The following is a 24,784-nucleotide window of genomic DNA, read 5'->3' as shown; positions in this document are numbered from 1 at the left end:
TTCTGTAAGTTTTTATTGACAGAATGTATTGGCGGCAGTGGCAAGTGTTCATATAAAAATATTAATGAGGGTAATAAATAATGATGAAGCGCAATATTCTGGCAGTGGTAATCCCTGCCCTGCTGGTAGCCGGCGCAGCGAATGCTGCAGAAATCTATAACAAAAACGGCAACAAACTGGATTTCTACGGAAAAATGGTTGGCGAGCACGTCTGGACCACCAACGGTGACACCAGCAGCGACGACACCACCTATGCTCGTATCGGCCTGAAAGGCGAAACCCAGATCAACGACCAACTGACCGGTTACGGCCAGTGGGAATACAACATGGACGCGTCCAACGTTGAAGGTTCCCAGGGGACTAAAACTCGTCTGGCATTCGCCGGTCTGAAAGCGGGTGAATACGGTTCATTCGACTACGGCCGTAACTACGGTGCGATCTACGACGTTGAAGCGGCAACCGATATGCTGGTTGAGTGGGGCGGCGATGGCTGGAACTACACCGACAACTTCATGACCGGTCGTACCAACGGCGTTGCAACCTACCGTAACTCTGACTTCTTCGGTCTGGTTGACGGCCTGAGCTTCGCGCTGCAGTACCAGGGTAAAAACGACGCCAGCTCTCGTAACGTTCACAAACAGAACGGCGACGGTTTCAGCACCGCCGCAACCTACGCGTTTGACAACGGTATCGCGCTGTCTGCTGGCTACGCAAGCTCTAACCGTAGCGTAGACCAGAAAGCTGATGGCAACGGCGACAAAGCTGAAGCATGGGCAACTTCTGCGAAGTATGATGCGAACAACATCTACGCGGCAGTGATGTACTCCCAGACTTACAACATGACTCCGGAAAACCAGGACAACTACTTCGCAGGCAAAACTCAGAACTTTGAAGCCGTTGCTCAGTACCAGTTCGACTTCGGTCTGCGTCCGTCCATCGGCTACGTTCAGACTAAAGGTAAAAACCTGCAGGGCCGTACCGGCTTCTCCGGCGGCGATGCTGACCTGGTTAAATACGTCGAAGTGGGTACCTGGTACTACTTCAACAAGAACATGAACGTCTACGCAGCATACAAATTCAACCTGCTGGACGACAACGATTACACCAAAACTGCTGGCGTTGCTACCGACGACCAGGCAGCTGTTGGTATCGTTTACCAGTTCTAATCTGCAGTACACCCCTTCGTGATATGCCTAAAAAGCAGGACTTCGGTCCTGCTTTTCTCATTTAGTAAGATAAAGATCGTAACTTTCGAAAACCTTCTCGCTTTTTGTCGCAAACGGTTGGCAATTTGTAAATCTCCCGTTACCCTGATAGCGAAATTCCCTCAGTAATCACAATGGAACCTCGTCATGTTTGAGAACATTACTGCCGCCCCTGCTGACCCCATTTTAGGCCTGGCCGATCTGTTTCGTGCCGATGACCGTCCGACTAAAATTAACCTCGGAATTGGTGTTTACAAAGATGAAACGGGTAAAACCCCGGTCCTGACCAGTGTCAAAAAAGCAGAGCAGTACCTGCTGGAAAATGAAACCACTAAAAACTATCTGGGTATCGACGGTATTCCGGAGTTTGGCCGCTGCACCCAGGAGCTGCTGTTTGGTAAAGGCAGCTCAATCGTCAGCGATAAGCGCGCACGTACCGCTCAGACTCCAGGCGGCACCGGCGCTCTGCGCGTTGCCGCAGACTTCCTGGCGAAAAATACCTCGGCGAAACGCGTCTGGGTAAGCAATCCAAGCTGGCCGAACCACAAGAGCGTGTTCAACTCCGCGGGTCTGGAAGTATGCGAATACACCTATTACGATGCGGCCAACCACGCGCTGGATTTTGACGGCCTGCTGGCAAGCCTCAGCGAAGCCCAGGCGGGTGACGTTGTTCTGTTCCACGGTTGCTGCCATAACCCAACCGGTATCGATCCGACGCTGGAGCAGTGGCAACAGCTGGCACAGATGTCCGTCGAAAAAGGCTGGCTGCCGCTGTTCGATTTCGCCTACCAGGGCTTTGCCCGTGGTCTGGAGGAAGACGCTGAAGGTCTGCGTGCATTCGTTGCACTGCATAAAGAGCTGCTGGTTGCCAGCTCCTACTCGAAGAACTTTGGTCTGTATAACGAGCGTGTGGGTGCCTGTACGCTGGTGGCCGCCGATGCTGATACCGTTGACCGTGCTTTCAGCCAGATGAAGTCGGTGATCCGCGCCAACTACTCCAACCCGCCAGCTCACGGTGCTTCTGTGGTCGCCACAATCCTCAGCAATGACGCACTGCGTGCAATCTGGGAGCAAGAGCTGACCGATATGCGCCAGCGCATTCAGCGCATGCGTCTGCTGTTTGTTAATACGCTGCAGGAAAAAGGCGCCAGCCGTGACTTCTCTTTCATCATCAAGCAAAACGGCATGTTCTCGTTTAGCGGCCTGACCAAAGAGCAGGTGCTGCGTCTGCGTGAAGAGTTCGGTATCTACGCCGTGGCTTCCGGGCGTATCAACGTAGCGGGTATGACCCCAGACAACATGGCACCGCTGTGTGAAGCGATCGTCGCCGTGCTGTAATCTCGCCGGCAGAAAAAATAAAGGCCGCTGATGCGGCCTTTATTACATTCCCCACACGATAAATTACCAGACCGGCATTTCATCCTGCAGGAAGGGGTTGTGCAGGCGCTCATAGCCAAGCGTCGATATCGGACCGTGACCGGGAATAAACGTCACATCATCACCCAACGGCAATAATTTACGTTTAATCGCATCGATCAGTTGCCCGTGATCGCCGCGCGGGAAATCGCTGCGCCCGACGCCCCCTTTGAAAATCACATCGCCGGAAATCAGCAAGCGTGAAGCATCATCAAAAAAGACAACGTGTCCAGGCGTATGCCCCGGGCAGTGCAGTACCTGCAAAGAGACATTCCCTACGCTGACCACGTCGCCTTCATTGAGCCAGCGATCCGGCTGCAGCGGCTGGCAATCTTCCAGACCGAACATCCGGCTTTGCGCTGGTAGCCCTTCCAGCCAGAACTCATCTTCTTTTTCCGGACCGATAACTGGCACACCATAATGCTGCGCCAGTTCAGCCGCCGCACCAACGTGATCGAGATGACCATGGGTGAGCAAAATCTGCATCAGGCTAACGCCCGCGGCGGTCACTTCCTGTTTGATTCGCTCGGCGTCGCCGCCCGGATCGACCAGTGCGGCGAGCCGGGTTTGTTCACACCAGATTAAAGAACAGTTCTGAGCGAACGCGGTGACCGGAATAATACGATAGTTCATGATGCTCCTTTCGTTACCAGTGCCTGACCGGACCGGTATCAATATGCACAAAATTGCTACGTGGGTAGTATCCTACACCACCTGCGCCCATAGATAACGCCGCTTTGCGAACATTGCTTAACGAAATGCCTTCAATATGAAAATCCATGGCCTGCCCCTTGGTGTGATAGCTATGTTTAGCTACACCACGGCTTCGTGCGCGAAGCTCATCATTGGTATCGAGTGAACGATAGCCCGAGATGAGCTGGACAGGTTTATTCGTGCCAAGTAATCCCTGCAGACGATAGAGGTGATCAAACAAACTCGGATCGATAGTCTTAATTTTATTCGCGCGGAAATCGCGGAAGAAATGATTAAGTCTTGCTAATTCATCCTGAATATAGCCTCTGCCATCGAAAAACTCCGCCTTGAGTGATTCACCAGTATGCAGGTTATTCAACGTCAGGATACGCGGTCGGGGGGTCGAGAGGGTGGCAAATGCCGGCGCAGGCAGAATGGCTGCAGCACCGAGTGCAGCCCCGCCTAACGCCAGCAGTTTGCGGCGATTAGCGTCAAATTTGTCCATGATAATCAGGTCTACAAGTAAATGAATCGAATATATGCACTTCTGGCGCACGAAAGGCACCTTACCGGGCATTATTGCCAACGTCAAGGTAGCCTAACCCCAGTAAACACAGGCCCTGTAGACGCACAGAGCCTGTTTTTACCACGTATTAGGACAACAAATTTGGTTGAACTACTTCATTTACCTGATTAATTGTTCCGCTTTTGGCAGAATTTGTGCGCCAGATCGCGCGGTGAGATCGTAATTGTAAATATCTGTACGATATTGCATGCGTCCATCGGCCCCGACGAACGCCGTTAAATAGTAGAGGTTAACCGGAATATTTTGACGGATATTCACATAACGGGTATCGCCCTGCTTCAGCGCATCGGAAATCCGCGAGTCGTTCCAGCCTGCATCCTGCAGCAGCATATTCGCCAGTTCAGAGGCTTTATTTACCCGCACGCAGCCGGAGCTTAACGCCCGGACATCTTTCTGGAACAGGTTATGGTTCGGCGTATCGTGCAGATAGATGGCATCAGAGCTTGGCATGTTGAACTTATAGCGGCCCAGTGAGTTACGTGCTCCTGGCGCCTGCTGGAAGCGGAACGGCAAATTGTTTTCGGTGATCGTCGACCAGTCAACCCGATACGGATCAACCGCCTCTTTGCTGTTCCAGCCGCGCATCACGGTATAACCGTGCTGTTCAAGATAGCCGGGGTCGTTACGCACCTTCGGCAGAATATCTTTGCGCGCCAGCGTCGGCGGGACGTTCCACGGTGGGTTAACCACCACGTTATTCAGCGCACTGCTCATCATCGGCGTTTTACGATCCGGGCGACCGACGATCACCCGCGATGCCAGAACCTGGCTGCCATCCTGATAGTAGACCAGTGAAAACGCCGGGATATTCACCATAATGCCGGTCGACAGTTTGCCCGGCAGCAAACGTAAGCGTTGAATATTTAACGCCAGCACTCCAGCGCGTTGGGCCGCCGAAACGTTCAGCCAGTCGCGTGTCGATTGACCAATGACGCCATCGGCGCCCAGCCCCTGCCATGCCTGAAAACGTTTCACCGCGTCGACGAGCTGACGGTCGTAGGCCCCGCGCGTCGCTGCTTTACCCTTCTTCACCGCCGACGGGCTGACGACATCTCCCGGCAAGGCAATGTTAGCCGCATCGTCGAGCATACCGTTGCGCTGTAAGATTTCACGCAACGCGCCAATATCGTTACTCCACTCGCCCGGTCGCAGCGAGGTCGTGCTGGTCAACTGCGGCCACGGACGCGAATCCGCCACCAGCGACAGCAGCGCGCGGTGCATTGCCTCATATTGCGGATGCGTTGGTGCCAGCCCGGCAATAAACGGCACCAGCGCGCCGTTATCCAGTGCCAGCTGCCACTGATTAATCACCGACAGCGGCGGCGTCGCCATCGTGTACGGTTTGGTGCCATACAGCCAGCGATTCCCCTGCACCGGAATGCCGCTGATAAAATGCAGGTAGCCCATCATGGCGTCAGACAGCACGATATCACGTGCCATGCCGCTGACCGCCGGATCGGTCAACAAGCTCACCCAGGTGGTGAACTGCGGTTGAAACCCGGCGATAGCCACCTCAGCCAGTTGCTGCTGGAAGGCCTGAACCGCCTCGCGGTTCTCCCACATCGGCTTCATGTCCCTGGCCGCATACAGCGCCACCAGCGGATTCATAAACACTGGTTGATAGCCTGCCGGCAGCAGTGCTGTCATATCGGCGCGACTTTTCTCTACGGCACCGGCAGCCTGAGGCTGCTCGCCGGCCATTTTAGCGACCGCCGCCGACTGGCCGACGCTCTGGCTTAGCGCAGACGACAGCTCTCCTAAAGTTGCAGAGCTGTCCGTTGGTACGACTTCAGGCTCTTCGGCCTGGGCATTGAACAGTGGAGCAAATGCCAGAGCCAGGCTCAAACTCAGCGCTGACAATGAACAACCATATCGTTTCTTTAGCAACATCCCTTGCCCCCCTGTTGACACATTGCTGCCCACAAATTAGGGCTTACTCTCAGTATATGAAGGCGAAAGCGCTTTTGCTTTCCCAAATGTAAAGAAGTTTAAAGATTATACAACGTTACGGTAGCAGATCCGACAACAAAAAGGGCGACATCATGTCGCCCTTTTATCTATCAATCATCCCTTTCAGGAAGCATCCGCCGTTCCCGGCAGCGTTTCCGGCAGCTGGGCGGCGAAACCGCGCAGCCCAACCACGTGGACGTGTTCGTGATTATTAAACACTTTACGCACGAGTTTGTAGGTGGTGCCTTTTTCCGGACTGATGTTTTCCGGCGCGGCAATGATCAGCTGCATCTCGAGACGTTCGCACAGCTCAAACAGCGTGGCGATAGAGCGGGCATCGAGACGCGCCGCTTCGTCGAGGAACAGCAGACGGCATGGCGACAGGTCTTTTCCGCGCAGGCGGCGAGACTCGTCTTCCCAGCTCTGCACAACCATCACCAGAATTGACATCCCGGTACCGATCGCTTCCCCGGTCGACAGCGCACCGGATTCCGCGCGCAGCCAGCCGTCTGAACCACGGTTGACTTCCACTTCCATCTCCAGATAGTTGCGGTAGTCGAGCAGCTCCTCGCCGATGGTCTGCGGCGTGCGTTGCCCCATATCAATCTGCGGATTCAGGCGTTGATACAGTTTCGCCAGCGCTTCGGAGAAGGTCAGACGGTTACTGTTAAACAAATCCTGATGCTGTTCATGCTGTTCAGACAACACGTCAAGCAGCGTCGAATGGGTTTCCCGCACGTTGACATTCAGCCGCACGCTGTTGACCTGCCCGAAGGAGACGCTCTGCAGACCCTGGTTGAGCATACGGATACGGTTCTGCTCGCGCTGGATGGTCTTACGAATGATGTTGGCGACGCTGCGGGAGCTAATGGCCAGCTTCTGTTCGCGGTTAGTCAGTTCTTCCGTCAGACGGTTGAGCTCAATCTCCATCTGTTCAATCGCTTCAACCGGGTCATCGGTGCGAATAATATCCTGACGGATACGCTCGCGCAGATGCTGATAAACGGCGACGAAGAACTGAATTTTACGCTCAGGACGTTTTGGATCTTCCGAAACACGCAGCACATCGCGCAGGTGTTCGTTATCCGACACCGCCAGACGCAGCGCACCGAGGGCTTTATCCGACATCGAACGCAGTTCATCCGCAGAGAGATAGGCCAGCTCGCGACGGTGCAGGCGGCGTTCGACGCCGTTGTCTTTCACCAGACGCATGACCGCACACCAGCCCGCTTTGGCGCTCACTACCTGCTCACGCATTTCACAGTAGTCACGCTCAAGCTTACGCAGCTTGCGGGTCAGGTTGTCCATTTCCGCTTCGCAGAAGGTCAGTGCTTTCTCGAGCTGGTTACGGCGTGCGCGGTTGTTGCTTAACTGCGTATGCAGCTCATCGCGACGCGAACGGGCACGTTCTTCCGCACCGCTATCGGCACGAACGCCGATCTCCTGCAGCTCTTTATACAGATCGCCCAGCAGCTCTTTTTTGGTGTCATAAGAGCTTTTCAGCGAGGCCAGTACCTGATTGTACTGGTTGAGCTGCGCAGAATGGCTGCGCATTGCCTCACGGGCGCGGCTACGTTCCGTTTCAGCCTGCTCCAGACGCTGGCGCAGTTTTTCGTTCAGATCGCTGTTGCCACTCAGCATTTCCGCCGAGTCGGAGTAACTGAAGTGGGCGCGACGCTGCACCACTTCGCTCAGCGCAAACGCCTGCTGACGCGCATCACGCTGCGTCTGCTGCGAATAGAGATAGTCTTCTTTCAGCTGTTCAAACTGTTCCGGATCGCTTTGCAGTACCGAAACGATCGGCTCCAGCTTCGCCAGCTGATTACCGTGCTGCTGAATAAAGCGCGCCGCTTCCTGGGCTTCATCCAGACGTTCCTGGATTTCGTCCACCCGGTCAGCCAGGGTATCGTCTGCCAGCAGGCTAAGACGCGGCAACAGACGGTTAAGGGCTGACACGCCCTCTTTCGCCTGCTCAAACTGTACCCGGTTCTGCTGATTATCACTTTCGTGCGTCGTCAGCGCGCGCTCCAGCTCACCACGGCGGCTGTTAAGCTTGCGGATTTCTTCTTCCGGATCGTCTTCAAAGGCTACCGCCAGATGGCTGCCGATAAAGCGGCTGAAGGCCTGATGCTGACGCTGCGTTTTCTGCACATCAAAAGAGAGGGTCGCAAAACGCTCGGATAAATCTTCACGTTCGGCGTGCAGGCTCTCGATACGGCTTTCACGTGCGGCGCGACCAAACAGCGGCAGCGTCGGGAAGCGTGAATAACGCCATTGGCGATCGGCGACCTTAACCACCACCGCTTTTTCCATCTCATCGACGCTGAATACGCTGTCATCGAATGACTGCGGATCGCCTTCGATCAGATAGAGATCTTCCGGACAATCTTCCAGCCCTTCAAGATGTTCGGTGATCTGCGACAGATCGGGTACTACGATCGCATGGCGTGACGGGCCGTACAGTGCGGAGAAGTACGGCGCATCTTCGAGGCTGACATCGTCATAAATTTCCGACAACAGCACGCCGCCAAAACGTTCCGCCAACGCATTAAGACGCGGGTCTTCAGAACCGCCAGGCTGACTGAGACGTTCGATCTCTTCGTCAATGGCCCGTTTACGTGCACCAACTTCGTCACGCTCAACAATCGCTTCGCGCTCGCGCTCCAGCAGCTGCTGCAGATATTCGGTGACGTCCTGGCTCGATTCAAACTGTTCGCCGCTCTGCTCGCAGAGCTGGTTAAGGCTGTTCTGTGCAGCCAGCCAGACCGGCGCACGACGCAGCAGAGACTGGGTGCGCGATTGCAGCTGCTCCAGCTCCTGACGCAGGTTCATGCGCTGCTCGCTGGCAGAAGAGACGCTATCGGACAACGAGGCGATACGCGCTTCCAGCTCCTGATGCAGGGCTTCCAGCTCGTCAAAGTCGTAGCGTTTACCCTGGCGCTTGCAGAAATCGCTCAGCTGACGTTCGGCGTCCTGCTGTTCGCGCAGGCGCTGTTCCAGCTCGGTCAGGCGGCTACGCAGCCCTTGCGCTTGCTCGGCATGATGTCGCTGATTCACGCCATCACGCAGCAGTTCGCGCGCGATGTCCCAGGCTTCATTTCGCGCCAGTGGGCCATTAATCGCCGCCACCAGCTGATAAGCCTGTTCAAACTGACCGTGCGCCGTTTGCGCGACGCTCATTTTTTGTTCCAGCGACAGCATTTTCTCCGTCGCTTCTTGCTCTTTCGCCTGGAAAGTTTCCAGCCATTCACTGGCGCTTTCCGGGGTTAAATCCGGCAAATGGCACAGCGCTTTCGCACGCTCCAGCGCCTGTAGCGCCTGGTTGTACTGAATCGCCCGGGTCTGCTGCACGTCCAGCGCCTGCTGGTAGTCAGCAAGCTGGCTTTTCAGCTCATCCACTTCCAGTTCAGCGGCTTCTGCGCGGGCTTCGTTCTCTTCTTGCAGATCGGTCGCTTCTGCGACCACTTCATTCTGCTCTTCAAGACGAATCTGCAGCTCTTCGAGGTCCGCTTCATAGCGCTCGATTTTTTCCTGCTGGCGCAGTGCGGTTTGCACCAGATTCAGATGGTCGCTGGCCGCCTGATAATCGGCTTCCAGATCGCCCTCTGCGCCGTTATGCTCCTGCAGTTCGCGGGCCATATCGACGTGCTTATACTGCTCTGCCGCCAGCTGCGCCCGTGAGGTAAACAGGTCGCGACGGTACTCCAGCGCTTTGTCCAGATGCACCCGACGTTCGTTGGCGTGACGCATGTAGTCCGCCGCCACGTAGTTCGTCGCTTCGCTGATCAGGTGTTTAAACAGATCACGATCGGACTGCGTCACCCGGATCGCTTCAAGGGTCATGCGGTTTTCACGCAGCGCGGCTTCCATATCCTGGAACGCCTTACGCACGCCGCTGTTTTCCGGCAACAGATAGTCGCGCAGCGAGCGGGTAATGGTGTTGGAGATGCCGCCATACAGCGAAGCTTCAATCAGGCGATAGTATTTACTACGATCAGAGGCCGAGCGTAAACGACGGGCGACCACGCCCAGATCGAACATCAGCGAGTGATAATCGGTGATCGAGTTGAACTGCTTGAACTGCACCCCTTCCATCGCTTCGAGCTTTTCTTTCAGCTCATTGAGACTCAGAACACGCGCCTGGCGTTCGTTCAGGGTCTCGGTCAGCAGCTGGGTTGGCTGAATCGCCATCGGCAGCCCCTGGATCGCGAAGGGCTTGATATCCACTTTACGATCGCGACCGGCGATCTGCTGCAGGCGCACGCCCACGACCACGCGCTGATGATGGGAGTTGATAACGTCCAGCACCGAATAACAGACCCCGGCGCGCAGCTTACCGTGCAGGCCTTTATCGCGCGAACCACTGGTGGCGCCGGCCTCGGTGGTGTTACGGAAGTGCAGCAGGGTCAGGTCAGGGATCAACGCCGTGACGAAGGCCGCCATAGTGGTTGATTTCCCGGCCCCGTTACCGCCGGAGAGGGTCGTGACCAGCTCATCCAGATCGAAGGTTCGGGCAAAAAAGCCGTTCCAGTTAACCAGCGTTAGCGAGCGAAATTTACCGCGTTCAATCATTACTCTTCCTCCCCGCTATCCGGCTGATGCTCTTCATTTTCGTCATGAAGCTGCAGATGATTTTCCAGCGCCATCGCTTCGCCGTCGCGAATCATACGCAGTTGCGCTTCGCGCGGATCGTCGCCCACGCGCACGTCAGCGCCAAAGCGGAACACCGATTCGGTAATGCGGAATTTGCTGCTGTCATGGCCCATAAACCAGACCATGCCCAGACGGCGCAGACGGTTAAGCGAAGCGCGGACTTTTTCCTGCAGCTTCTGGCGGTCGAGATCCGAACCGGTGGAGCGGTTGTTTACCAGCTTCAGCAGCTTGGCTTCGTCGGCCAGGCTCAACAGCTCATCGTACAGCTCCTGTTGGGTAAAGATCCCTTCATTGGCCAGACGCTCCGGGCTGAGGTAGAGATAGCAAAGAATTTTGCCAACCATCATATCCAGCTCGGACAGCACGGAACGCGGAATCAACGTGGTGGAACGCGGGCGCAGATAGAAAAACCCTTCCGGCGCGCGAATCAGCTCAACGTTATAGCGAGCGTAAAATTCTTCCAGGTAGTCCTGGAAATCCATCAAAAATGCGTGATTATCCAGCTCGTCCAGACCCACATGGCGGCCTGCACGCAAGGCGCTATCCAGCGCCGGAAATAACGGATTGCCCAACGCCTGCGCCAGTTTAACTGGCATCACTTGTTCAATATTTGTCGATGACATGCGCCTGTACCTTGGCTCCGTAATCATTAATCGGCTGCCATTTTGCCGGCAGTCCGGTGAAATCTGCTTGTGCGACGCCCAGGCGAACGGCCTGATCGACAACGATTCGCGCCACATCAAAATGGCGAGCTCGCGGATACTGCGCCAGATATTCGCGCACCACCAGACCCAGATCCAGCGGCACACCTTTATCTTTATAGACCACCAGCTGTGCTTCAATCAGCGCGGCAAGCTGTTCGCGAATTTCGTTAAACTCTTCGTACTCTAGATCGGCCGGAAGTTCCCCGGTGACCTCTTCGTCGCGCAGCGCCATCTCTTCATCACGCATATCCAGCAGACGATCGGCGCTGGCGTGGGTCAATGCCCACGGTGCATCAAAGTAGGTTTGAATCGACTGGCGCAGACGCTGGGCGAACACGCGGTTTTTATCCATATCGATAGCGGTACGGATAAATTTATGGACGTGACGATCGTAGCCGATCCACAGGTCGATAGCCTGTTGGCCCCAGCTGACGATGCGGTCGAGTTTGCTTTGCAGATCGAAAACCAGGCGGTCAACAAAATGCAAATCATCGCGCGCGATTGTCGCGTCCTGAATTCTCAACAGGTTTGCCTGCAGCTTGTCGCCTGCTGCGTCCAGCGTATCCTGCAGCTCACGCAGCGTGCCTGAGGTTTCTGACAGCAGCAGTTCACAGCTGGAGATCGCCGCACGCCAGTCTTTATTCAACAGCTGAGCGATATCATCTTTAACCAGCTGCTGCTGCTCATCCATGATGCGCTGCGTCAGGTCGATACTGTCGAAAATCTCAGCCACCGAGTATTTCAACGGCGCAAAGACGTTGCGATGCCAGTGAAACTCATCGCCGCCCTCTTCAGCGGAATCGGCGGCGCGCTTAAGCTCACCGGCAACGATCGACAGCTGCATAGACAGGCGCAGAGTAGAGAATTCGCGTTGGCGAATATAGTAGTCGGTAATGCCGATACCCAACGGCGTCAGGCGATAAATCGCATTACCTTCCGTAATTTCGCTGGTAAAGCGGTTCAGCAGACGCTGGCGCACCATATCGTTGATCGCGTTATTGGCGCGCTGGCTGATGGTTTCGCTGGTCTGCTCAAACGCATCACTGACGTGGCGGAACGCATCCACCAGTTCTCCCTCAGTCATTTCCCCTTCGAGCCGCTCGCCGTTCAGCGTAGCAACCGCCAGCAGAAAAGAGAGTCTGTCCACCGGCAGCGAAATAGAAAAATCATTTTTTCTGGCCCAGGCAACCAGTTCGGGGACTGTCTGGGAAAATTCACTCATAGTTTATCCTTGCATCTGCGGCTTAAGCGCTGTGACATGAATGTAGCGACCCAGGCTGATATACGGCTCCTGGCGACAGTAGCGCGTCTCCAGCTCCAGCAGCGCCGCAAAATCGTCGCGCTGTTTGCGTTTTTCACGCAGATAATCATGAAACACCCGCACGCCGGTTTTCCCGGTAATGTGCCAGCCCTGCTCTTCCAACCAGCCATAAACCTGCTGCGGTGAGCGCGGATAGTCCGGCGACAACGTGCGTTTTTTCTTTTTCGGCATACCAAGCTGTACGTAGTCGAAGTTCCCGACCACCATATTGTGCATCAGCAGACCGTTAGCATTGTAGAACATTAGCGACAATGCACCGCCGGGTCTGATAACGGACCACAGCGCGCGCAGCATCTCCTGCGGTTCCGCCACCCATTCCAGTACCGCATGAAACAGTACCAGATCGACTGGGGTTTCCAAATGCTGCGCAATATCCTGAGCAGCGCATTGTACAAAATGCATGTTGTCGATCACACCTTTATCGACAGCCGCCTGTCGGGCGCGAGCCACCATTTCGCCAGAGAGATCGCATAACGTCACATGATGGCCCATTTCCGCTACTTTTATCGCCGTCTGGCCTTCCCCACCGCCCGCATCAAGGACCCGCAAAGGGCCTGGGCCAAGCTGGCTCAGTAACGGGTGGAGATCCTGCCAGAGGATCGCCTGGCGCAGTTCGCCCTTGGTGGTGCCGTAGATATTGCGCGAAAACTTTTCAGCCATGTCATCGAAATTACGATCCTTCACCGGCGACCCCACCTGCCAAAACAAAACCGCTATTTTGTCATACCCACGCGGAGAATGTAGCGATCTGTTATAAGATCCGGGCATAACTTTGGTTATATGGTTAAAAAAGGAACCACCTGGCATGCTTTTTACTCTGAAAAAGTATTTGGGCGGCATGATGCTGCCGCTTCCCCTGTTGCTGTTGCTGATTGCCGCAGGCATCGCGCTGCTGTGGTTCAGCCGTTTCCAACGAACCGGAAAAGTATGCGTCAGCGTTGGCTGGCTGCTGTTGGTTGCACTCAGTCTGCAGCCGGTGGCCGATGGTTTGCTCAAGCCTATCGAGGACAAGTATCCAACATGGCGCGGCAGCGAACGGGTTCAGTATGTGGTGGTGCTCGGCGGCGGATATACCTGGAATCCGGACTGGGCACCCAGCTCTAACCTGATCAACAACAGCCTGCCGCGACTGGCTGAAGGGATCCGACTGTGGCAGGAAAATCCGGGAGCGAAGATGATCTTTACCGGCGCCGCGGCGAAAACCAACCCGGTCAGCACGGCTGAGGCCGGCGCCAGGGTGGCGCAAAGCCTTGGCGTCCCACGCAGCGAAATAATGGTTCTCGATAGCCCGAAAGATACGGAAGAGGAAGCCGCCGCGGTCAAACTGGCCATCGGTGATGCCCCTTTCCTGCTGGTGACTTCCGCGTCGCATTTACCCAGAGCGATGATTTTCTTCCGCCATGCCGGGCTCAATCCGCTGCCGGCACCGGCTAATCAGCTGGCGATTGAATCGCCGCTCAACCCGTGGGAGCGCGCGATCCCGTCGCCGGTATGGCTGATGCACAGCGATCGTGTCGGGTACGAAACGCTGGGACGCCTCTGGCAGTGGCTAAAAGGGGTATCAGGCGAGCCAGGGCAGGAGTGATTTAGCCGCCAGATCAAACCGGGTGCGGTCAAAGCGCCCGGTATTGACCAGGTTGTCCACCTCATCCCACAGCAGATAGAGCCAGCGCCGCCAGACGAAAGATTCCGACACCGGCGCACGGCGCAAATAGTGCCACAGCAGTTGTTCCGCCTGCCCGCCGTCAGACAGTCGGAACAGCTCGTATTCACGTGGCGCCCAGAGCATCATGCCCGGCCCAACCATTGCCAGCAGCTGATCGCTACGCGGGTCTTTCAACATACTGCGCAGCGTGAAGCTCCCGTGCACCAGCACGCAGTTATCACTGAAATCTTCAAATAGCGCCGGGAGGCACTCCCGGGAGCGGAACAGGATCCGTTTGTCCTGCATCGTCAGGCCAGTGTCCTGATACAGGTTTAGCGTACTCCATAGCATCTCTACCCGTTGGCGATACCAGTTCGACCACAGGTTTTCCTGAGTGCTGTCGACCATGCCAACGCAGCCGCCGCTGTCATGCCGATGCCAGGCCAACAGGGCTTCAACGATCTGCTCCTGTAGTTGGTCCCAGCGTTGCGGCGTCCGGGCTGGCGCCTCCACGGACACGCCGCGCAGTCGTTCAATCAACAGCACATCGGGCCCGGGATGCTCCTCATGGGTTAACACGCCGTACACTACCGGCATCCGCGCGGTACCGCTGCGTGCAAGCATCGATATTTTCCAGGCCAGCTGGCGGGCAATGCCGGGCGTGGTGAAGCTCCTCGCCAGCAGCGGTAACGGATTTCCCTGTGCATCGTAGAGCGACCATAGCGCCGACAAGGGCTTCTCGCTGACACACTCCACGCGGCTGAGCTTTTCTCCCAGCAGGTGGCTCAGTTCGGTTCGCAACTGTTCCATTCAGATTACCCCTGTGAATACTACTGGTTTCATAATGAGCGCCAGCCGCAGGGATGTCATCGGGTAAGATCAAATTTGGGGCAAATAGTATGGAAAAACAGCCTGAGGATATCCCCTCTCGATGGAGGGGATGAGGAGATTATCGTAGCTCTGCGCGAACGCGGGCCAGATCTTCCGGCGTATCGACACCGGTGCCGGGAACCACTTCCGCCACTGCAACATGGATTTTTTCGCCGTACCACAGCACGCGCAGCTGCTCCAGCATTTCAATCTGCTCCAGCGGGCCTGGTGCCCAGCTGACGTAGCGACGGATAAAGCCGGCGCGATAACCGTAAATCCCAATATGACGTAACAACGAATCGCCAATGGTCTCGCGCGACTGCGCAAAACGATCGCGATCCCACGGGATCGTGGCACGGGAGAAGTAGAGCGCGTAGCCCTGCGCATCCATCACCACTTTCACCGCATTGGGGTTAAAAGCTTCTTCGGCATCATGAATCGGCACCGCCAGCGTCGCCATACCGCAGGTATTGGCCGCCAGATTCGTCGCCACCTGGCGCACAATCGCCGGCGGGATCATCGGCTCATCACCCTGAATATTGACGATGATGGTGTCGTCACTAAAGCCGCATTTTTCGACAACCTCGGCCAGACGTTCAGTGCCGGACTGATGGTCAGCGCGCGTCATGCACACTTCGCCCCCGGCGGCTTCTACCGCACGCGCCACCTCATCATGATCCGTCGCGACGATAATACGTTCAGCCCCGGACTCACGCGCACGTTCGAGCACGTGCACGATCATCGGCTTACCGTTGATATCCTGTAACGGTTTTCCCGGTAAACGTGTGGAGGCAAAACGGGCAGGAATAATGACCACGAAACTCATGAGTGGCTCTCTCCGACGGCTAATGCGCGGGCTTCGGTTTCCAGCAATACGGGAATGCCGTCACGCAGCGGAAAGGCCAGGCTGTCAATTTTACAGATCAGCTCTTGCTTATCCTGGCTGTAGTAGAGTTTACCGTTGCAGACAGGACAGGCGATGATTTCTAATAAACGGTGATCCATAGTTCCTCCTGATGGACCGAATAGATTCCGCAGCAGCATATCACATGATGACAAGCTCAGGGATCCGTTTGCGGCAATGGCTACGCGAGCCATCGCCAGGGGGTCAGGCTGAGACGATTTCCCAGCCCTGACGCCGGTCAGCAAACAGCTCCGGCGGCAGACGACCCAGAGTGATGTGCTGCACCGACTGCCAGCGGGCAAAGGCTTCTATTGCACGTATCAGCCCTTTTTCCAGCCCGGCGCTAACCTTTACTCCCTCTTCCAGCCACAGCGAGATAATTTCCAGTACCCCGGTTTTACGATGCACTTTGCTGTCCATTCTGCCCACCAGTTTGCCCTGATGCAGCAGCGGTAGCACAAAGTAGCCATACTGACGTTTAGGCGCCGGGGTATAGCACTCAAGGCGGTAGCTGAAATTGAATAGCTGTTCGGCGCGTTTACGATCCCAGACCACCGGGTCAAACGGTGAGAGCACGGCGCTATGACTGGCGGTGAGTTTGCCTGCGGGCGCGGATTCAAGCTGCGATCGCGCTTCGTGATGCAGCCACATTTCGCCAAGCTCTTCAACGTTCACCGGCGTCACCAGTCCCTCGTCCTGCCAGCGCTTGAGCAGCGCCGGCAATGCAGGCTGACGCAGCCGGTAGTAATCGGCCAGCCACTGGGGACGGAAAATACCGAGGCTGCGGGCGCTATTACGCAGCATCAGTGCTTCGGCGTCGGCTTGCGACAGCGCGTCGCGCTCATCATCCCAGTGCGGCATCACACGATGCGTCAGGTCGTACACCCGCTGAAAATTACGTCGTTCGACAACCATGACTTTCCCGGCGGTAAACAGCCCTTCCAGATGGCGTTTATGCGGTTTCCACTCCCACCAGCCGCTGGTACCTTTGCGCGGGTGTTCAAAATCGGCGGAACGTACCGGGCCATTCTGAGCAATATGCTCCAGCAGCTGTCGAATATCGGTGGCATGTTCAGCCATCCATCCTTTGTGGTACTTCCAGCCCATATTATCCGGCGTCAGCATGCGGTGGCGTACCAGGGCAAAATCGCTGCGGGGTAAAAAGCAGGCTTCATGGGCCCAGTACTCCATCAGTTCGCCGCTGCGCAGCGCCTCTTCCAGCCAGGCTGGCGAATAGTTACCGAGACGACTAAAAAGCACCAGATAGGGGCTACGGGCGACGACGTTGATGGTATCGATTTGCAGCAGCGACATCTGCTGGATGGTGGGAAGAATATCACTGGCACGAGCACGACGCCGGGGCGTTTTCAGTAACCCCTGTGCCGCAAGATGGAGATGGCGGGCGTCTTTAAGTGAAAGTTGTAATACCGACATGCAGGTTCTCCGTGAAGGACTCCGGCACAGCGTTATTGAGGCTTACGTTGCGCCAGCGCGACCAGTTCCGTCAGCAGCTGCTGAGCGCGTTCATCCGCCATTATGGCGTCGACGGGCAAATACCACCAGTTCGCGTCGGCAAAACCGCGGCATTTCACCGCGTCTTTTTCAGTCATCAGCAGCGTTTGCTGTGCCGTCACGAGAGCGGAAACGCTCGCCTGGGTCAGCGCCTGATGATCTGCCAGTGCCACGGTGTTCACCGGCTGTACGCCGCAGCTTTCCAGGGTGGCGAAGAACCGCGGAGGATGGCCGATTCCGGCCATGGCGACAACATTGTCAAATGAGGCCACATCACGCCGTTCACCGCTGAGTAAATTTACAGCCTGTCCCGGACGCAATTGCATCGGGATCTCACCCGTTCGCGCCACGCCGCCGTTCACGATGATGGCGTCGACACTCTGCAAGCGTGATGCGCGTTCGCGCATCGGCCCGGCCGGTAGCCACCAGCCATTGCCAAAACGACGCACGCCGTCAATCACCACAATTTCTTTGTCCCGCGCCAGTTTATAGTGTTGCAGGCCGTCATCGGTAACAATGATCTGGAGATCGTGGGCCGCAAGCAGAGCGCGTACCGCATCGCTGCGAACCGGCGAGACGGCAACCGGCGCTCCGGTACGTTGAGAAATCAACACCGGCTCGTCACCGGCCTCGGCGGTACTGGTGCTGGCGCCCAGCAGCAACGGATAGCTTGCTGCTTTCCCGCCATAGCCGCGAGACACCACACCAACGCGAATGCCGCGCTGCTGGAGTTGTTCCACCAGCCAGATAACCACCGGTGTCTTACCGTTGCCCCCGGCGGTCAGGTTACCGACAACCACCACTGGAACCGGCGCGCGCCAGGCTTTCTTCAGCCCCAGCCGGTAGCTGAGGCGAATCAGCCCACTCACCAGGCCATACAGCCAGGAGAGCGGGAGCAACAGCCGCCATAGCGGCGACTCACCGGACCAGATTCGGGCAATCATTGGCCAAACTGCATCTTATGCAGTTGGGCATAGACGCCACGATGCTCCAGCAGATCGGCATGGCTGCCACGTTCTACGATGCGGCCATCTTCTACCACGACGATTTCGTCGGCTTGCTCGATGGTAGACAGACGGTGCGCAATCACCAGCGAAGTGCGGTTTTTTTGCAGTTCGTCCAGTGCCGCCTGGATGGCGCGTTCAGATTCGGTATCCAGCGCCGAGGTTGCTTCGTCGAGGATCAGAATCGGGCTGTTACGCAACAGCGCTCGCGCGATAGCAATACGCTGGCGCTGACCGCCGGAGAGCAGGACGCCATTCTCACCAATAACGGTATCAAGGCCGTTATCCATTTTGCTGATAAAGTCCATCGCATAGGCCATCCGCGCGGCTTCCTCAATCTGCTCGCGGCTGTACTCGTCCGTACGAGCGTAGGCGATGTTGTTCGCCACGGTATCGTTGAACAGATGGACGTTTTGCGACACCAGCGCCACCTGATTACGCAGAGAGGCCAGGGTATATTCACGCAGATCGTGACCATCCAGCTTAATCTGGCCTTCATCGATATCATAAAAGCGGGTAATCAGGCTGGCGATGGTCGATTTGCCCGACCCGGAACGCCCGACCAGAGCAACCGTTTTACCTTCCTGAATGTTCAGGTCGATATTGCGCAGCGCCGGCGTTTCACGCCCTGGGTAGGTGAAGGTGACATTGTTGAACTCAAGGTTGCCCTTCGCACGCTCAATCACCAACTTACCTTCGTCTTTTTCCTGCTCGGAATCGAGGATAGCAAACAGCGTCTGACAGGCCGCCATACCGCGCTGGAACTGGGCGTTGACGTTAGTCAGTGATTTCAGCGGACGCATCAGGGCAATCATCGAAGAGAACACCACGGTGATCGTACCGGCGGTCAGCGTTTCCATCACGCTTGGGAAGCTCGCCGCATAGAGAACAAACGCCAGCGCCAGCGAGGCAATCAGCTGAATGATAGGGTCAGAGATTGACGAGGCGGAGACCATTTTCATCCCCTGCAAACGCATCTTGTTGCTGACCTTATCAAAACGCTTGGTTTCTACTCCCTGGCCGCCAAACATCAGCACTTCTTTATGGCCTTTCAGCATCTGTTCAGCGCTGGTGGTCACCTGCCCCATCGTATTCTGCATATTTTTACTGATATTACGAAAACGCTTGGAGACCACACGAATCGCGATGGAGACGATAGGCGCCAGCACGATGAGGATCAGCGACAGCTGCCAGCTGTAGTAGAACATCATCACAAACAGACCGATGATCGAGGCGCCTTCCCGCACCACGGTAATCAACGCGCTGGAAGAGGACGATGCCACCTGCTCGGAGTCATAGGTAATACGTGACAGCAACGTCCCCGTAGACTGCTTATCAAAGAAAGAGACCGGCATTCCCATCATATGGCTGAACAGACGACGACGCATCGTCATGACCACTTTTCCGGAAACCCAGGAAATACAATAGCTTGAAATGTAGCTGGTGATACCACGCAGCACCATCAGGCCAATCACCACCAGCGGCATCCATAGCAGCACCGAGCGATCCGTTTTACCAAAACCATCATCCAGTAACGGTTTAAGAAGCGATAGCATGAAGGTATCACTCGCTGCGTTAAAGACTAACGCAACTGCCGCGACGATCAGTCCGGGTTTAAATGGCGCTATAATCGGCCAGAGTCGGCGGAAGGTCTGCCACGTGGAGAGATCTTTATCGTTCTGCATTCAATAAACCAGCTTATGTTGAAATAGCCGCATATTCTACCCGTTATCCACGGTCTCGCCAAACCACTGATGATACCAACGCGGTAAAAGTTGATCTCGTAAACCGTGGATTTGCCAGCTTTCTGCGGAAAAAATAACCGTTATTTGCCCCTGATGGGGCGTATCGAGCCACCGGTAACCTTGCTGCCGGTAGCGCTGCACAACCTTATCTGATGGCATGCGCCAGGCATTGTATCGCGACACCGAAGCCATTGCCGCCGCTCCGCCAACCCGCTGCAACAGTGCGAGGGAAGACGACGTATTGCTGCCATGATGCGGGACCTGGATAAGTGTAGACGCAAGATGCTGCCAGTAGTGACTCATCATCGCTCGTTCTGCTGGAATTTCAATATCTCCGGTTAGCAGAATGCTGTGTTTGCCATCGTCAATGCGCACCACGCAGGAGCGATTATTGCCCGCCGTGTTTGCCCCTGGGAGCGGCCAGAGTGCACGAAAGGTCAATCCTTGCCAGCGCCAGCTTTCACCTCGCCGGCACGGGAGATGCCCCTGCCAACCAAGCGGGCTGCGGATCCACAGGCCGGGCCAGGCCTTCAACAGTGCATTCAGTCCACCGCGATGATCGAGGTGCTCATGACTCAAAATAATCCCCTCAGGGCGCAGGTTATGCCAGCGCAACCACGGGATAATAATCTGCTGCCCGCTATCACCACCGGGCCAGGCCAGTCCGGTATCATAGAGAATTGCCGCCCCTTCGCGCTCGATAACCAGCGCCAGCCCCTGCCCGACATCAAGCATCGTGACCCGCCACTCCCCTTGCGGCAACGGACGCCAAAAAGGCCAGCTCAACAGCACCGTGCTGCTGAAGCACAGCGCCGGGAGCGAACGCCAGGCATGAAAACGCCAGATAAGGAGCAACAACCAGGGCAACAGGCTCACTCCTGCCCAACGAAAATCCAGGCTCAGCCACCCTGACGGCAGCAGACGTAAAAACCAGAATAATCCAGCCAGTAGACGGTCAGCCAGCTGCCACAACACCATCTCGATAAATCCGGGGCCACTGAGATGCAGCAACATGGCTCCCAGAATACAGGGAACGATAACAAAGGTGACCAGCGGCACGGCAATAAGATTAGCCAGCCAGGAGGTCAGACTGATGCCGTGGAAAATAACAATCTGAATGGGCAGCAGTAAAAACATCAGGCCAAGCTGCAGGTGACTTAATGCCAGTATCTGCCGTAGCGGCCAGCGCCAGCTGTGCAACGACACGGGCACAATCTGGTACCAGAAAATCAGCGTTGCGACAGCGAATACCGAAAGCCACAGGCTGTCCGACAATACTGCCAGCGGATCGACAAACAAAATTGCGCCAATACAGCATAACCACACCTGCCAGGATGACCATCGTTTTCCCGAGAGACGTAGGCCTACCGCTGTGCCCAGAGCAACACAGGTTCGCAAGGCCGGCGGCTGCATACCGGTCAACCAGGAGTAACCGAACGCACAGATCAGGCCTGCGAGTAACGGCGTTTTCCAGTTGATCCATCGGCAAGGAAAAAAGAACTGTAGGCCACGTACAGCTAGTCCACCCAGCAGTGCGCCTAACGCGATATGCAGACCAGAAATCGCCATCAGATGAGACGTTCCGGTCTCTTGCATCAGGCGTTTGATCTCCCCGGGTATCACCAGCCTCTCCCCCATGCCGAGCCCGAGGATCACTGATTGCCAGGGGAACGTCTCAAGGGTACGACCTAGCGATGTCAGAAAACGTGCCCGATAGCTGCATTCAGGGTCGAGAGCTTGCGCTGAGGTGAAGCGGCCGCTCAGAGAACGATGCTGTGATAGCGCGTAGCGCTGGCTGTCAAAGCCTCCAGCATTAAGCTGGCTATGGACCGGACGAAGCCGGACCGCCATCTTCCAGCGCTGCCCGGCACAAGGAGTAATGGGCAGAGGATTGCCATACAACGTAACACCCGGGGCCGGAAACAGCCGCTGCCCGTTCGCATGGGTGATAATCCCCTGATGGGTCGTCTCGGCGTCGGTCGCGGTCAGCGTTATCTCAACTGACGGGTGGCTACCGGCTAATGCGAGGGTTGGCCATAGCGCCTGGTGAGCGCTCAGCATGCCCCATGCAAAAAAGAGGATGGTCAGAGCCAGGTAGCGTACGACACCATGACGGGAAAATGAGAGCGCGATGGCCCCGAGGATGCATCCCTGAATGGTGGTTAGTGTCGGCAAAACCGGCAGTATCAACAGCGGGGATATTCCGGTTATGGCGCACGCTGCCAGCTGTGATAAACGCATGGTTACCTCCCTGTTGGCGGGAAGTATTACGTGAATGCGAGAGAGCGTCAGCTGCCTTTCTACGATTCTGGATTGCGGTTTCCGCAGCGTCGGCAGGATTACTGCAAAAGCGGAGGACAAATTGCGAGGAGCGGCAAATTGCAGGCATAAAAAAAGCACCGGTCAGGTGCTTTTTTTATCTTCGGAGTACGTAGTCGCCGTCTGGCGAGACTTACTCTTCGTAAATATTGGCGCGGTCGCGTAGTTCTTTCCCAGGCTTAAAGTGAGGAACGTACTTACCTTCCAGTTCGACTTTATCGCCAGTTTTCGGGTTACGCCCGGTGCGAGGTGCTCGATAATGCAAAGAGAAGCTGCCGAAACCGCGGATTTCAATGCGCTCACCTTGAGCAAGCGTTGAGGCCATATGCTCCAGCATCTCTTTAACAGCATCTTCAACCGCTTTCGCAGGAATGTGAGATTGCTGGCTGGCAAGTCTTTCTATCAATTCGGACTTGGTCATTATTCCTCCGGTTTCCTTCAAGGCAAATTAGCTAACTGCTTTAAACAAGGGCGGCCGTAGCCGCCCTTTGTGCATGATTACAGGACGAATCCTGCAATCTGTCAAGTAAACTCGTCATAATTCAGGTTGTTATAACCTGAATGACTAAGATTACTCGCCTTTAGCTGCTTTGAAAGCTTCAGCCATTGCGTTGTTAGAGAAGTTTGCATCTTCCTGTTTGTTAACAGTTGCGATTGCATCTTTCTCATCAGCTTCGTCTTTAGCACGAACAGACAGGCTGATTGCGCGGTTTTTACGATCAACGCCGGTGAATTTAGCTTCAACGTCGTCGCCAACGCTCAGAACCAGAGTTGCATCTTCAACGCGGTCGCGGGAAGCTTCAGAAGCGCGCAGGTAACCTTCAACGCCGTCAGCCAGTTCTACGGTTGCGCCTTTAGCGTCAACTGCAGTGACTTTACCGTTTACGATTGCGCCTTTCTTGTTCAGTGCAACCCAGTTGTTGAACGGATCTTCTGCGAGCTGTTTAACGCCCAGAGAGATACGCTCACGCTCTGCGTCAACCTGCAGAACAACTGCTGCGATTTCGTCGCCTTTTTTGTATTCACGTACTGCTTCTTCGCCTGCAACGTTCCAGGAGATGTCAGACAGGTGAACCAGGCCGTCGATGCCGCCGTCCAGGCCGATGAAGATACCGAAGTCAGTGATAGACTTGATTTTACCTTCAACACGGTCGCCCTTGTTGTGGGTTTCCGCAAACTGCTGCCACGGGTTGTTTTTGCACTGCTTCAGACCCAGGGAGATACGACGACGTTCTTCGTCGATATCCAGAACCATAACTTCCACTACGTCGCCAACGTTAACAACTTTGGACGGGTGGATGTTTTTGTTGGTCCAATCCATTTCGGAAACGTGAACCAGGCCTTCAACGCCTTCTTCGATTTCAACGAAGCAGCCGTAGTCGGTCAGGTTGGTCACGCGACCGGTCAGTTTGGTACCTTCCGGATAACGCTTAGCGATAGCTACCCACGGATCTTCGCCCAGCTGTTTCAGGCCCAGAGATACACGAGTACGCTCGCGGTCGAACTTCAGCACTTTAACAGTGATTTCGTCGCCAACGTTTACGATTTCGCTCGGGTGCTTAACGCGTTTCCACGCCATGTCGGTGATGTGCAGCAGGCCGTCAACGCCGCCCAGATCAACGAATGCGCCGTAGTCAGTGAGGTTCTTAACGATACCTTTGACTTCCATGCCTTCCTGCAGGTTTTCCAGCAGCTGATCGCGTTCTGCACTGTTTTCGGATTCGATAACAGCACGACGGGAAACAACAACGTTGTTACGCTTCTGGTCCAGCTTGATTACTTTGAACTCAAGCTCTTTGCCTTCCAGGTGCAGAGTGTCGCGAACTGGACGAACGTCAACCAGGGAACCTGGCAGGAACGCGCGAATACCATTCAGCTCAACAGTGAAGCCACCTTTAACTTTGCCGTTGATAACACCGACTACAGTTTCAGCTTCTTCGTAAGCTTTTTCCAGCGTGATCCAAGCTTCGTGACGTTTAGCTTTCTCACGGGACAGCAGGGTTTCACCGAAGCCGTCTTCTACTGCATCCAGAGCAACGTCAACTTCGTCACCAACCTGGATTTCCAGCTCGCCCTGGGCGTTTTTGAACTGCTCTGCCGGAATGGCAGACTCAGATTTCAGACCGGCGTCAACCAGTACGATATCTTTGTCGATAGCAACAACAACACCACGAACGATGGAACCCGGACGGGTTTCGATTGTTTTTAAGGATTCTTCAAATAGTTGAGCAAAAGATTCAGTCATGTTTAATCTTCA

Annotated in this window: 19 protein-coding genes; 3 read left to right on the top strand and 16 right to left on the bottom strand. The window is 55.6% G+C overall.

Annotated features, from left to right (window positions below):
* Positions 1-80 precede the first annotated feature (80 nt).
* Complete coding sequence (gene ompK35 / locus ACMYSO_RS22325) at positions 81-1,166, top strand: porin OmpK35 (RefSeq protein ID WP_434667965.1); 1,086 nt, start codon at positions 81-83, stop codon at positions 1,164-1,166.
* A 186-nt stretch (positions 1,167-1,352) separates the two neighbouring features.
* Entirely contained in the window at positions 1,353-2,543 is a 1,191-nt protein-coding gene (locus ACMYSO_RS22320; protein ID WP_434667962.1) for an amino acid aminotransferase, read from the top strand.
* A gap of 63 nt (positions 2,544-2,606) precedes the next feature.
* Here the strand turns inward: ACMYSO_RS22320 and ACMYSO_RS22315 are convergent, their stop codons facing one another.
* From ACMYSO_RS22315 to cmoM, 7 genes are all read right to left on the bottom strand, one after another.
* Complete coding sequence (locus ACMYSO_RS22315) at positions 2,607-3,254, bottom strand: MBL fold metallo-hydrolase (RefSeq protein ID WP_174508505.1); 648 nt, start codon at positions 3,252-3,254, stop codon at positions 2,607-2,609.
* Between the two features lie 13 nt (positions 3,255-3,267).
* Entirely contained in the window at positions 3,268-3,819 is a 552-nt protein-coding gene (locus ACMYSO_RS22310) for a YcbK family protein (RefSeq protein WP_123756250.1), read from the bottom strand.
* Between the two features lie 180 nt (positions 3,820-3,999).
* Positions 4,000-5,790 carry a L,D-transpeptidase gene (ldtD, locus tag ACMYSO_RS22305; protein WP_434667959.1) on the bottom strand — a complete coding sequence of 597 codons (1,791 nt, stop codon included), beginning with the start codon at positions 5,788-5,790 and terminating at the stop codon, positions 4,000-4,002.
* Positions 5,791-5,973: 183 nt separating this feature from the next.
* Positions 5,974-10,422, bottom strand: coding sequence for a chromosome partition protein MukB (gene mukB / locus ACMYSO_RS22300; RefSeq protein WP_434667956.1), 4,449 nt, complete (start codon positions 10,420-10,422; stop codon positions 5,974-5,976).
* Positions 10,422-11,126 (bottom strand): chromosome partition protein MukE, encoded by a 705-nt coding sequence (gene mukE, locus ACMYSO_RS22295; protein WP_123756179.1) that lies wholly within the window; start codon positions 11,124-11,126, stop codon positions 10,422-10,424. The genes mukB and mukE overlap by 1 nt, the downstream gene beginning before the upstream one ends.
* Complete coding sequence (gene mukF / locus ACMYSO_RS22290; protein WP_032688584.1) at positions 11,107-12,429, bottom strand: chromosome partition protein MukF; 1,323 nt, start codon at positions 12,427-12,429, stop codon at positions 11,107-11,109. Before mukF ends, mukE begins: the two co-directional genes overlap by 20 nt.
* 3 nt (positions 12,430-12,432) lie before the next feature.
* Positions 12,433-13,212, bottom strand: a complete 780-nt coding sequence (gene cmoM / locus ACMYSO_RS22285) for a tRNA uridine 5-oxyacetic acid(34) methyltransferase CmoM (RefSeq protein ID WP_434667953.1) — start codon at positions 13,210-13,212, stop codon at positions 12,433-12,435.
* 121 nt (positions 13,213-13,333) lie between these two features.
* Between cmoM and elyC the strand changes: the two genes are divergently transcribed.
* Positions 13,334-14,113, top strand: a complete 780-nt coding sequence (elyC, locus tag ACMYSO_RS22280; protein WP_434667950.1) for an envelope biogenesis factor ElyC — start codon at positions 13,334-13,336, stop codon at positions 14,111-14,113.
* Here the strand turns inward: elyC and ACMYSO_RS22275 are convergent.
* From ACMYSO_RS22275 to rpsA, 9 genes are all read right to left on the bottom strand, one after another.
* Positions 14,090-14,983, bottom strand: a complete 894-nt coding sequence (locus ACMYSO_RS22275) for a YcbJ family phosphotransferase (protein ID WP_434585716.1) — start codon at positions 14,981-14,983, stop codon at positions 14,090-14,092. The two genes, elyC and ACMYSO_RS22275, sit on opposite strands and share 24 nt — an antisense overlap.
* Positions 14,984-15,122: 139 nt before the next feature.
* Complete coding sequence (gene kdsB / locus ACMYSO_RS22270; RefSeq protein WP_434667947.1) at positions 15,123-15,869, bottom strand: 3-deoxy-manno-octulosonate cytidylyltransferase; 747 nt, start codon at positions 15,867-15,869, stop codon at positions 15,123-15,125.
* On the bottom strand, positions 15,866-16,048 hold the full coding sequence (gene ycaR / locus ACMYSO_RS22265) for a protein YcaR (protein WP_123756174.1): 183 nt from the start codon (positions 16,046-16,048) through the stop codon (positions 15,866-15,868). Before ycaR ends, kdsB begins: the two co-directional genes overlap by 4 nt.
* A gap of 103 nt (positions 16,049-16,151) precedes the next feature.
* Entirely contained in the window at positions 16,152-17,381 is a 1,230-nt protein-coding gene (locus tag ACMYSO_RS22260; protein ID WP_434667944.1) for a winged helix-turn-helix domain-containing protein, read from the bottom strand.
* Positions 17,382-17,413: 32 nt separating this feature from the next.
* The gene (gene lpxK, locus ACMYSO_RS22255) at positions 17,414-18,403 is read right to left on the bottom strand and encodes a tetraacyldisaccharide 4'-kinase (protein WP_434667941.1); all 990 of its coding nucleotides are present in this window, start codon (positions 18,401-18,403) and stop codon (positions 17,414-17,416) included.
* The gene (gene msbA, locus ACMYSO_RS22250) at positions 18,400-20,148 is read right to left on the bottom strand and encodes a lipid A ABC transporter ATP-binding protein/permease MsbA (protein ID WP_434667938.1); all 1,749 of its coding nucleotides are present in this window, start codon (positions 20,146-20,148) and stop codon (positions 18,400-18,402) included. Before msbA ends, lpxK begins: the two co-directional genes overlap by 4 nt.
* A 36-nt stretch (positions 20,149-20,184) precedes the next feature.
* Positions 20,185-22,449, bottom strand: a complete 2,265-nt coding sequence (locus tag ACMYSO_RS22245) for a ComEC family protein (RefSeq protein ID WP_434667935.1) — start codon at positions 22,447-22,449, stop codon at positions 20,185-20,187.
* A gap of 211 nt (positions 22,450-22,660) precedes the next feature.
* Positions 22,661-22,948 carry an integration host factor subunit beta gene (ihfB, locus tag ACMYSO_RS22240; RefSeq protein ID WP_004100704.1) on the bottom strand — a complete coding sequence of 96 codons (288 nt, stop codon included), beginning with the start codon at positions 22,946-22,948 and terminating at the stop codon, positions 22,661-22,663.
* A gap of 150 nt (positions 22,949-23,098) precedes the next feature.
* Positions 23,099-24,772 (bottom strand): 30S ribosomal protein S1, encoded by a 1,674-nt coding sequence (gene rpsA / locus ACMYSO_RS22235; protein WP_004860074.1) that lies wholly within the window; start codon positions 24,770-24,772, stop codon positions 23,099-23,101.
* Positions 24,773-24,784: the final 12 nt, after the last annotated feature.

The sequence above is a fragment of the Klebsiella sp. B345 genome (assembly GCF_051131735.1).
Classification (GTDB): Bacteria; Pseudomonadota; Gammaproteobacteria; order Enterobacterales; family Enterobacteriaceae; genus Klebsiella.
The sequence above is the reverse complement of the archived record's forward strand: the minus strand, read 5'-3'. Positions and strand labels throughout refer to the sequence as shown.